General features: G+C 27.4%; 13 protein-coding genes. 2 read left to right on the plus strand and 11 right to left on the minus strand.

All coding sequences use genetic code 11. The annotated features are described in order from the left end of the window. From ACRDDY_RS09325 to ACRDDY_RS09355, 7 genes are all read right to left on the minus strand, one after another. Window positions 1-139, minus strand: a 139-nt coding sequence (locus ACRDDY_RS09325) for a type II toxin-antitoxin system PemK/MazF family toxin (protein WP_438564692.1), incomplete at its 3' end; no start/stop codon positions are given. A gap of 8 nt (window positions 140-147) precedes the next feature. Continuing rightward, a complete protein-coding gene (locus ACRDDY_RS09330; RefSeq protein ID WP_438564680.1) occupies window positions 148-375 on the minus strand; it encodes a hypothetical protein in 228 nt (75 codons plus the stop codon). A gap of 89 nt (window positions 376-464) precedes the next feature. Next, window positions 465-1622 (minus strand): alanine racemase, encoded by a 1158-nt coding sequence (alr, locus tag ACRDDY_RS09335; RefSeq protein ID WP_438564681.1) that lies wholly within the window; start codon window positions 1620-1622, stop codon window positions 465-467. A 15-nt stretch (window positions 1623-1637) separates the two neighbouring features. Then, window positions 1638-2261, minus strand: a complete 624-nt coding sequence (locus ACRDDY_RS09340) for a germination lipoprotein GerS-related protein (protein ID WP_438564682.1) — start codon at window positions 2259-2261, stop codon at window positions 1638-1640. A 58-nt stretch (window positions 2262-2319) separates the two neighbouring features. Then, window positions 2320-3816: an NAD(P)H-hydrate dehydratase gene (locus ACRDDY_RS09345; protein ID WP_438564683.1), complete on the minus strand. Its 1497-nt coding sequence runs from the start codon at window positions 3814-3816 to the stop codon at window positions 2320-2322. 5 nt (window positions 3817-3821) lie between these two features. After that, window positions 3822-4190, minus strand: coding sequence for a holo-ACP synthase (acpS, locus tag ACRDDY_RS09350; protein ID WP_438564684.1), 369 nt, complete (start codon window positions 4188-4190; stop codon window positions 3822-3824). A gap of 38 nt (window positions 4191-4228) precedes the next feature. Continuing rightward, entirely contained in the window at window positions 4229-4540 is a 312-nt protein-coding gene (locus tag ACRDDY_RS09355; RefSeq protein WP_438564685.1) for a DUF6514 family protein, read from the minus strand. A gap of 284 nt (window positions 4541-4824) precedes the next feature. Between ACRDDY_RS09355 and galE the strand changes: the two genes are divergently transcribed. Next, a complete protein-coding gene (gene galE / locus ACRDDY_RS09360) occupies window positions 4825-5811 on the plus strand; it encodes a UDP-glucose 4-epimerase GalE (RefSeq protein ID WP_438564686.1) in 987 nt (328 codons plus the stop codon). 30 nt (window positions 5812-5841) lie between these two features. On the opposite strand, the gene ACRDDY_RS09365 is transcribed toward galE, so the two are convergent. Further along, window positions 5842-6681, minus strand: coding sequence for a YihY/virulence factor BrkB family protein (locus ACRDDY_RS09365; RefSeq protein ID WP_438564687.1), 840 nt, complete (start codon window positions 6679-6681; stop codon window positions 5842-5844). A 210-nt stretch (window positions 6682-6891) separates the two neighbouring features. Between ACRDDY_RS09365 and ACRDDY_RS09370 the strand changes: the two genes are divergently transcribed. Beyond that, entirely contained in the window at window positions 6892-7770 is an 879-nt protein-coding gene (locus ACRDDY_RS09370; protein ID WP_438564688.1) for an aldose 1-epimerase family protein, read from the plus strand. Window positions 7771-7794: 24 nt separating this feature from the next. On the opposite strand, the gene ACRDDY_RS09375 is transcribed toward ACRDDY_RS09370, so the two are convergent. From ACRDDY_RS09375 to ACRDDY_RS09385, 3 genes are all read right to left on the minus strand, one after another. After that, window positions 7795-10065, minus strand: a complete 2271-nt coding sequence (locus ACRDDY_RS09375) for a helicase C-terminal domain-containing protein (protein ID WP_438564689.1) — start codon at window positions 10063-10065, stop codon at window positions 7795-7797. 47 nt (window positions 10066-10112) lie between these two features. Beyond that, window positions 10113-10265, minus strand: coding sequence for a YvrJ family protein (locus tag ACRDDY_RS09380; RefSeq protein ID WP_438564690.1), 153 nt, complete (start codon window positions 10263-10265; stop codon window positions 10113-10115). Window positions 10266-10404: 139 nt separating this feature from the next. Beyond that, window positions 10405-10995 (minus strand): DUF1836 domain-containing protein, encoded by a 591-nt coding sequence (locus ACRDDY_RS09385; protein ID WP_438564691.1) that lies wholly within the window; start codon window positions 10993-10995, stop codon window positions 10405-10407. Window positions 10996-11502 lie beyond the last annotated feature (507 nt).

Consider the following 11502-nt stretch of genomic DNA (forward strand, 5'->3'; position numbering starts at 1 on the left):
CAATAACTGTTGGGCTATATCTATTTCCTATATCATTTTGAATTATTATAACGGGTCGTATTCCACCTTGCTCCGAGCCTATAACTGGACTTAAATCAGCATAGAATATATCCCCTCGTTTTACAACCATAGTCGCCATTTAATTTATCACTCTCCGCAAAGCCATTTTTCATATCCATTAACATCTTTCAATTCATCCTCTGCCATCATTGCTATCTCTAAATTTAAGAAGGCCATTTCTTGATATCCCTCTTTCATTTCAACTTCAACTTTTTTTGTAAAAGGACTATCAATATATACTATTAATTCTTCATCATTATATTTACTCTTTTTTTCTCTAAAATATTTTTTTTTCAATTCTTTCGGACAAAACATTTAAATTCCTCCCATTAAATAAGAGCCTTTACATTAAATTATTATATATTTATCTTCATTATTTTGTCAAAAATTTCGTATCTTTTCTTCTATAGGTAATTTCTGGTACTTACTACATTTCCATCTTTCTTATAAACTCTTGGAACTCTCTTTCCAATCATACATAATATCTCATAATTTATTGTTCCAATTTCTTTTGCAATATTGTCTGCATTATAAATACAATGATTACTTTCTCCTAAAAGAATTACCTCATCACCTACTTTAATATCTTTAACCTTATCCACATTCACCATACATTGATCCATACATATTTGTCCTACTACTGGCACTAACGTATCTTTTATAATTACTTTTGCTTTTCCTGATAATAGTCTAGTATACCCATCTGCATATCCTATAGGTAATGTTGCAATTTTTTCTCTATCTTTTGTTACATATTTTCTTCCATAACTTATGTATGTTCCTTCATCTACCTCTTTTAAATGAACTACATTACTTTTTAATGTTAATGCCGGCTTAATTTTTATTTTTTCTTTATTTACTTCTTCTGATGGATAGTATCCATATAAAATTATTCCTGGTCTTACACCATCATAATAATATTCCTCTAAATCAATTATCGTTGCACTATTTGCTATATGCTTTATTCCTACGTTAATCTTTCTTTTTTCTAGCTCTTTTACTACCCACTTATATTTTTCAACTTGCATTTTTGTATATGTTTTGTCTTCTTCATCCGCTGTTGAAAAATGCGTAAATAGTCCTGCTATTTGTATATTTTCTAATTTACTTATCTTCTCTATTTCTAAAATACTTTCTTTATTAGGTAAAAACCCTATTCTTCCCATACCAGTATCAACACTTATATGAATTTTTGCTTTTTTCCCTAAGCTTTTTGCTACTTCTGATAATTGCTTTGCATAATTATAACTGAATACAGTTTGCTCTATATTATTATTTATAATCTCACTTGCAAAACTTATTGGTGTATAACCAAGTATTAAGATATCTTCTATAATTCCATTGTTTCGTAATTCAAGTGCTTCTGTTATTACTGCAACAGCTAATCTATTTGCTCCATTTTTTAATAATGTATCAACTATATCAATGGCTCCATGTCCATATGCATCTGCTTTTACAACTGCTATTATTTCTTTATCTTTTGCTACTCTTTTTATTTCTCTTATGTTATTCTCTATCGCATTCAAATCTACTTCTGCCCAAACTGGCCTTATGTTTTTCATCCTGTACACCTCTTGTTATTTACACTTATCTTTCTTTTCAAAATCTCTATATTGGATTCTTACTCTTTCCTCTCCATTTATATCTTGTACTTTTATTAACATTGGTATTTTTTCTTTTTTATTTATATATAAAATTGCTTTATCTAAATGTTTATTATTAGAAACAATATCAACACTAACTTTTACATATTTTAAATCTTCCCATTCTGCAGCTTCCTCTTCTATACTTATAATTGGATATTTTAGAAGCTCATTTAACATAGATAAAATATAAAAACTATCAGTATCTTTTTCTAAATTATATTCTTTTCCATCTTTATACTTCATTTGAATAGAATCTTTCTTATATGTTTTTACTAATCTGTCTCCAAACTCTATAATCGGATCATGATTTTCAGAATAATGGACTTTTGCCTTTTCTAAATATTCGCCCCTAGAATTTCTAATAGTAAATTCTACAATTGACGTATACTCTTTTAAGTTCTTGATCTTATCTACTAGTTCTTCATTAGACATTCCTATAATTCCCCTTGCTCCTACTATAATACCTATAATTATAATAGGTAAAATTACTATACTAGCAAACTTAATCTTTCTTTTAATTGGTTCTTTCAAAACCTTATTCTCTAATAATTTCATTTCTCCCCCAGTAATTAATGCTTCCTTATACTAATATTAATTAACTGAGTATTTTATTCTAATTTTCACATAATAATTCTTCTATTATTTTAGGTAATGCATCTATTATATCCCTTGCACTTACTGAATGTAACTCTTTCCCAAGTTTATCTCCAGTATATCCATGAATATATGCACCTAATACAGCACCTTCTTTTCTATTAAGCCCTTGACCTATTAATGACGTAATAATCCCTGTTAAGCAATCTCCCATACCACCTGATGCCATCTTGCTACTTCCAGTTCTATTCACAATAACCTCTTCTCCATCAGTTATTATTGTATTATACCCTTTTAGTAGTAAAACTATCTCTCTTTCTCTTGCAAATTTCTTAGCTATTTCTATCTTATTTTTTTCAACACTTTCAATAGGAATGCCTGTCAATCTGCACATCTCACCTAAATGTGGTGTTAATACAGCTCTTCCCTTTAAATATTTATAAAAATCATCATTTTCACTTAGTATATTTAAACCATCTGCATCAATTACTATGGGATTATTAGTTTCTTTTATAACTTTTTCAAATACTTTTTTACTTTCCTTTGTATTCCCCATACCAGGACCACAAGCTAATACATCAAATTTTTCTAAGCCATCGATTTTATATGTACTATCATATTCTCTTACCATAGCTTCCACAGTTTTAACCTTTAATATTGTACTAATATCCTTATTTACAATCATTGTAACTAAGCCACTACCCATTTTAACTGCTGCTTCTGAGGCTATATAAACAGCTCCAACATATTCATTATTTCCTCCTACTATCGCCACCTTTCCAAAATTTCCTTTATGTGAAATCTTATCTCTCTTAGGAATTTTATTTATATAATCTCTTTTTTCAAGAGCATATATCTTTTCAGTATTTTGTTCTTTTATACTATTAGGTACATCAATCTCTATTATATGAACCTCACCAATATTATTTATGGCACTATTATATATAAATCCAATTTTCAAACACTCAATAGTATAAGTCTTTCTAGCTTTAATGCATACTCCCAATACATTTCCCGTATTAGAATCTAATCCAGATGGAACATCTATAGATATTATATTTCTGCTTTTATTTAAAACTTCTATAACTTCCTTATATATCCCATTTACTTTTCTATTTAATCCAATTCCAAAAATCCCGTCTATAATAAGAATATCTTCTCTAATATTTCTAGCTAATTTCTTTATATCTTCATCTGTTTTAATAAATACTATTTTAACACCTATTTTATTTAAAATTTCTAAATTTATTTTAAAATCTTTTGTTCCATTCTCTATTTTTCCTACAACATATACTTTTAACTTTTTCTTTTTTAAATATAATTTTCTTCCTATATTTAATGCATCACCACCATTGTTGCCTATACCAGCTACAATAATGAATTCTTCTGATTCATTAAATATTTCTCTTGATATTCTCTCTGCTACATTTTCCATTAACACTATAGATGGAATCCCAATTTCTTCAATAGTTTGTTTATCTATTTTTGCACAAGATTCCTTACTTAAAATCTCCATTTTAATTACCTCTCAATTATAACTGTTGCTATTGCAGAAGTTTTATTATGTGAAATAGTAACATGAATTTGTGATTTTTCTAATTCAAATTTTTCTAATACTTCTTTTCTTACTTGTATATATGGTTTTCCTAATTTATCTCTTAGTATTTCAATATCTTTTAACTCAATTCCTCTAAAACCAGTACCAAGAGCCTTGCTAAAAGCTTCTTTACTTGCAAAATTTCCTGCTATGGTTTCCGCTCTCATCTTTTTACTTTCAAAATACTCAATTTCTTTATCAGTAAATACTTTAGTTAAAAAGATACTTGTTCGTTCTGTTGCTTTTTTTATTCGTGCTATTTCAATTATATCATTCCCAATTCCATAAATCATATAGCCATTCCTCCTTAGTTATTATACTATTTTTTCCATTATAGTCCAAGTACTGCAAAATCTGCTACTGCTTCATCTACCATTTCTCCTGCTATATCTATTAAATGTAGTGGTGATACCTGATTTTCATATAACTTTTCTAAAAGACCTCTTACTTTTGTTTCATTTGGTGATATTAAATCTATTCCTTCTTTATATGAATCTATTATCTCACTTCCTACATAATCTATTCTTTCAATTTCAACTCCATATACATCTATCTCTTTAAAACCATTTTTTATTAATCGATAGTTATACTTTCTTTCAATCCCATTACTACTTCTTACAAATACAAAATTCTCTTTAATCATATCAATTCCCCCTATAAATTATACCTCTCTTGAAATATACCACACTTTTCCTGTATTTTATGTCAAACTATGACTATGAAAAAAAAAATTTTTCACCCTATTATTTTAATCTTTATTCTTTTTATATATTTTTCTCCATATTATTATTCATTTATTTCCACTTTTATCTCTTTCTTTGTCGAAAAATATATTTTCAAGGAAATATTTATCTTTTTGTAGCTATCTATTCCTTAACTTACTTCTTAAATGCTATAATATATTCATCAAATATTAGGAGGTAGATTATGTCAATTTTAGTTTGTGGAGGTGCTGGCTACATTGGAAGTCATATGGTAGCTGAACTATTAGAAAAAGGTAAAGACGTTGTTATTTTAGATAATTTAGAAAAAGGACATGAGGATGCAATTTTAGGTGGTAAATTATATATTGGTGATTTACGTGATAGAAAGATTTTAGATAAAGTTTTCACTGAAAATAATATTGAAGCAGTTATTGATTTTGCAGCTTATTCTCTAGTTGGTGAAAGTATGACTGAGCCACTACAATATTTTAATAATAATGTCTCTGGAACAATCACTCTTCTAAATGCAATGAAAGATTACGATGTTAAATATATTGTTTTCTCATCAACTGCTGCTACTTATGGAGAACCTGAATTTGTTCCAATAACAGAAGATTCAAAAACTATTCCAACTAATCCTTATGGTGAATCTAAGCTTTTGGTAGAAAAAATTTTAAGATGGTGTGACTCTGCATATGGTATTAAATATACTAGTTTAAGATATTTCAATGCAGCGGGTGCCCACATAAATGGAAAAATTGGAGAAGATCATTCACCTGAAAGTCATCTTATCCCATTAATTTTACAAGTTGCCTTAGGAAAGCGTGATAAAATTATGATATTTGGTGATGATTACGATACAAAAGATGGTAGCTGCATTAGAGATTATATCCATGTTTCTGATTTAGCTTCTGCTCATTCTTTAGCTTTAGATAGATTAATGAATGGTGGAGAAAGTAGAGTTTATAATCTTGGAAATGGAACTGGCTTTTCAGTTAAAGAAATGATTGAAAAAGCTAGAACTGTTACAGGACATCCAATCCCTGCTGAAGTAGCTGAAAGAAGAGCTGGCGATCCTGCTATTCTCGTAGCCTCTAGTGAAGAAGCTATGACTGAACTTAAGTGGAAACCACGATTTAATTCAGTTGATACTATAATAGAAACAGCCTGGAATTGGCACAAAAACTTTCCAAATGGATATTCTAAATAAAAAAAGAAAATGGGAGTATGCTAATTTTAGCTACTCCCACTTTCTTTCATTCTCTAAAACTGAATTAACTTCAACTCCAAATATAAATACCATAGATGTTATATAAAGCCATGTCATCAAGACAAATATTGTTCCTAAACTTCCATAAATTCTTGAATAATTCGAAAAATTATTTACATAATACGAAAATCCTGCTGATGCTACAAGCCATCCAACTGTACTTATAATTGCGCCTGGAAAAACTTCTCGTAATTTTATCTTCTTAGCTGGCCCTATTTTATAAATAACCGCAAATACCACTATTAATATAACTACAATTGCTCCATGTCTTAAAACATTCCAGATAAATCCAACCAAATGTCCAAATGGCAATATCTCATCTAAATATTTTCCTATCACATCTCCAAATACAGACATCAAAAGAGTAGATACTACTACCAACGCCATTGCTATAACACCAAGAATTCCTATTATAGATCTTACTATAAATGATCTATTTTCCTCTATGTCATATGCCCTATTAATGCTCTTTATAACTCCTCTAAACCCTGTCGAAGCACTCCAAAGAGTTAACACAATAGATGCTCCTAGAATTCCTGTATGTTGATAATCTACTACTTCCACTATAGTGCTCTTAGTTAAATTAAATACATCTCCTGGTAAAAGCCTTTGTAACCACTCTAATACATCTGAAGAGTTTAAATGACTAAATCCTATTAAAGTCATTAAAAATATTAAAAATGGGAAAAATGCAAGCATTAAATAATATGCAAGTTGTGCACCTGAAGCAAATATATCATCTCTCTTTATCTTCACAATTAAATATACAATTGTGTCAATAACAGATTTTCTCTTTATTTTCTTTTTCATATAATTTCACCATATCTTATTTTTTCTACTTTTATTCCTATTTTATAATTCATCTTGAACATATTAACATATATATAGCTAATAAGTAAAACTATTCCTCTTTTGTCTTTTCTAATTTCTTTTATTTGGTATTCTCCCCTTCTTAAATATTAAATATTATGGTAACATATTATTAATAATTAATTTTTCAATTAACAAGGAGCACTTAAAATGATTTATGATTTAGAAAATGAATTAATTAAAATAACCGCTAGCACATTTGGAGGCGAACTTCATAACATTACCTCTAAAATAGACAATACTGAATTTTTGTGGAATGGTAATTCTAAGTACTGGAAATACCATGCCCCTATATTATTCCCTACAGTAGGAAAAGTTATGAATGGAGAATATAAAGTTAACAATGAAACTTTTAAATTACCACAACACGGTCTTGCTAGAATCTCAGAATTTAATTTAATAGAGCAATCTAGTGCAAGCCTTTTATTTTCACTTACTTTTTCAGAGGATACTCTTAAAGTTTATCCTTATAAATTTGAACTTATAATAAAGTATGAACTTTTAGACAATAAAGTTATAATAACATATACTGTATTAAATAAAGATTCAAAGGAAATATTCTTTTCTATAGGTGCACATCCAGCGTTTATGTGTCCTCTTATGCCTGAAGAAACTATGGAAGATTATTATTTTGAATTTAACAAGAAAGAAACTTCATCCCTTTTAACATTAAATAAAGATGGCTATTTCTCAAGAGAAAAACTTCCATTTTTAAATAATGAAAATATTATCGCCTTAAAAAAAGATACATTCAAAAATGATGCCTTAATTTTTGATGATTTAAAATCTAATATTGTAACATTAAAATCTAAAAATCATAATAAAAGTCTTTCTATGGACTTTACTGGATTCCCATTTATTGCATTTTGGTCAATGCCAACTGGTGCACCATTTGTGTGCATTGAGCCTTGGTTTGGGCATTCTGACTATGAGGATTTTACTGGTGAATTAAAAGATAAAGAAGGAATTAAAAGACTTGATATAAATGAAAGTTTTAACTGTTCTTATACTTTAACTATTAATTCATAAAAAAGAGTGTTTAAACACTCTTTTTTAATACCATTCTAAAGGTAGTATGTTCTTATATTTATAATTAAAATACCTATCATCAATAAGTAATGCTCTTCCTCTATCTTCTTCACATCTTATAACTCTTCCAACAGCTTGCATTACTTTATTTATTCCAGGATAAATATATGCATAATCAAACCCCTTATTTTCAAAATAATCTTTTATTATTTCACCTTCAATAGATATTTTAGGAAAACCTATCCCTACAATGATAGTTCCTATAAGCTTATCGCCAGGTAAATCTACGCCTTCTGAAAACATTCCTCCTAAAACTCCGAGTCCTACAATATTTTTTTCGTTTTCAAACTTCTCTATAAAGATTTTTTTTTCTCTCTCATTCATATACTGATCTTGAACCATTAATGTCATTCCATTTATAGATTTTATTTCACTAAATGCTAAATCTAAATATTCGTATGATGGAAAAAATACTAAGTAGTTTCCCTTCTTTTCCTCAATAAATTTCTTTATCTCCTTACAAACTAAACCCAAAGTTCTTTCCCTATCTTTATACCTTATACTAATACTTTTTTTTATGACTTCTAAATTTTCTTTATCAAAAGGGCTCTCAAGACTTATTCTGTATGCCTCTTTATCACCAATAATTAAATCCTTATAATAATTCATTGGTGTTAATGTTGCTGAAAATAATACATTTCCTCCTGTTCTCTTTAATATATCTCCAATTTTTTCTGATGGATTTACACAAAACATTTTTAATATAACATTTTCACTTATCTTATTTACATAAGTTATATAGTCTTCACCATAAATTTCACCTATTGATAAAAACTTATTTACCTTGAAATAAACATCAAGATAATCTTCTATAAACTCTTCATTTTTAAATTTAGTTAATGCTTCTTCACTCTCTCCCATAAATCTTCTCAAATGATTAAAAATTTCCCCTGGTGGTTCTGTCATATTAAAATTATTTCCCTCTATTTCTTCACATTCTTTTCTTAACTTTATAAAAATCTCATTTACTTTCCCTAAAATATTGTATATGAACTTATCCTTATCTTTTAATTTTTTTCTTAAATTCATAATATCATCTTTACTAAGACTTGCTGAATACATATCTCGTCCTCTATTAACTAAGTTATGACACTCATCTATAAGGAAAATCTTCCCCTTATCTTCATCCTCTTCAACTCTTCTTAACGCTACTCTAGGATCAAATATATAATTATAATCACAAATTATACAATCACACCAACTAATCAAATCTAATGATAACTCAAATGGACAAATCTCATACTTTTTACTAATTTCTATAATATCATCACTATATATATGGCCTCCATCTTTTAAGAAAAACTTTATTGCTTCTTTATTTTTCTCATAATACCCTCTTGCATAAATACATTCTTCTGGATTGCAACTTACCTTATCATTTAAGCACATTTTTTCTTTTGCTCGTATTGATAAACTTCTAAAATATAACCCTTTTTCACCTAATTTCTCCAAAGTATCCTCAGCGACTTTTCCATTAATCCCTCTTGCAGTTAAATAAAATATCTTCTCTTTATCTAATCCTTGTATAGCTTTTATCGCAGGGAATAATGTTGATATAGTTTTCCCTATTCCTGTAGGTGCTTTAGCAAAAATAGTTTCACTTTCTCTTATTGTTCCATAAATAGCTCTAGCTAATCTTAGTTGTCCTTTTCTATATTGCTTAAAAGGAAATTCTAATGCCTTAATAGTTAAATTTCTTTTTTCTCTATAATCACTTAATAACTGAAAATATATCTTATATTCATCTAAAATATTAAATACATACTTCTCTAATTCCTCTAAAGACTCATTTTTTCTAAAAAATTTAATTTCTTCCGTATCTATCTTATAATATGTTAATTGTAATTCAATTGACTTTAATCCTTCATTTAAACAATATATATATGCATAAAATTTTAGCTGTGCCCAATGCACCTCTCTATCATCTTTAATATCCTCAATATCTTTATAAGTTGATTTTATTTCTTCAACTATAATCTCTTCTCCATCAAAGATTATTCCATCAGCTCTTCCTTCTATTTTTAAAAGAAAGTCTCCTAAATCAAACTCTTTCTTTAGATAAACTTCCTTTAAATACTTTTTATATGATTCTTCATTACTTTTCTGTACTTTCTGATGTGCTCTAGTTCCTTCTAGTGCTCTTTTATTACTAGTAAATCTAGTATCAATACCTCCTTCTCTTAAAATGAACTCAACTAAACTTCTCACAGATTCCTTAATTATTATTTTACTCAAAAAAACACCTCCAAAACTAAACTATTTCTATTATACATTAATAAACCCTATTTATCAGACTCTAATTTACTAACTACATTTGATAAATTATTTATACTTGCTGTTAAAACCTCAATTTTAGCCTCAATCCTTATTAATAAATAAAAAGAAACTCCTATAGGAAAACCAACATTCCCTATTAATTCTACTAACCCTTCCATATTATCTACCCCTTTTATTTATTAAATATGCCATAAAAATATTCTTAGTCATACTCAATTACTTTTTATACTAAAATTTAAAATAAAAAAATGAAGCATATGCTCCATTTTTTATCTAATTATTAAATTTAAATACTTACTAATCTTCGTGATATTCTTTTACTATTTTTTGAACTAATTTCTTAATTACACTTGCTTGTGCAATCAATGATAGCACTAACATAAATGTTTTTATTTTATCTTCATCATCTGAAGCTAAATTTAATTCTTTTACTAAGTTATCTAATCTTTCTTCCGTATCAGTTGATGTACTTATAAATGAATCTAAACTCTCTTTTTGCGTTTCTGAAAATACTTTATACGCTGTTTCCCAAGAAATTATATCATCTGTTCTATCATTTATTTCATTAAATGCAAGACTAAAAACTTTTTTTATTTCATCAGTAGTTAAAATTGGTCTCATATAACTTAATAAAACTAATTGAACTAAATGAATTTTTGTATAACCTCTTTTTTTTCCATCTTCTGGTTTAGTTATAACTTCACTTTTTATATAATTTTGTACTATATTATTAGTATAATTATCTTCCGTAAACTTATCATTCAAGTAATCAATTACTTGTGATAAAAATAAATCATACTTTGGTAATTCATCATATGATATCATACTATTTCTTGACATCTCTTCTGTCAATTCTGCTATATACTCCGAATCTATTTTTTTAGCCATATCATTCACCCTTACTTTCTATAAATGAGATTAGTTTATATAAATCTTTCTCTATATAATACGTTCTTAATACCATTATATAGTTTATATAAACCTTTTACAAGTTAATTTTATCATCTTTTACTCTTTGTTCCCTTCCCTTTTTATGTAAATTTATTACATATTTTTTTCTTCTTCTCAAATTTCTTCTTTCGACTTTATTTTCTATTTTTACCCTTTTAAATAAAATTTATACAAATTTTCTTTTTATATTTAGAGTTTGTCCTATTTTTCTTCCATTTTATTATAATATTTTAAATAATATTAGTTAATAATTTTTTAATTTGTAAAGTATTGACAATAGTATTATTTGGTAGTATATTATATGTATAGTATTTATTGATATTTTTTGTAGTTTATTAAAAGTTAACATTTATCGGTTGACTTTAAATTACAGTTTTGGTAAGATAACATAGTGAAATGTCGAAACTTGTAGGATAAAATACACAATTTATTTTTAGGAGGAAC

The organism is Clostridium sp. (assembly GCF_051656525.1).
Classification (GTDB): Bacteria; Bacillota; Clostridia; order Clostridiales; family Clostridiaceae; genus Clostridium.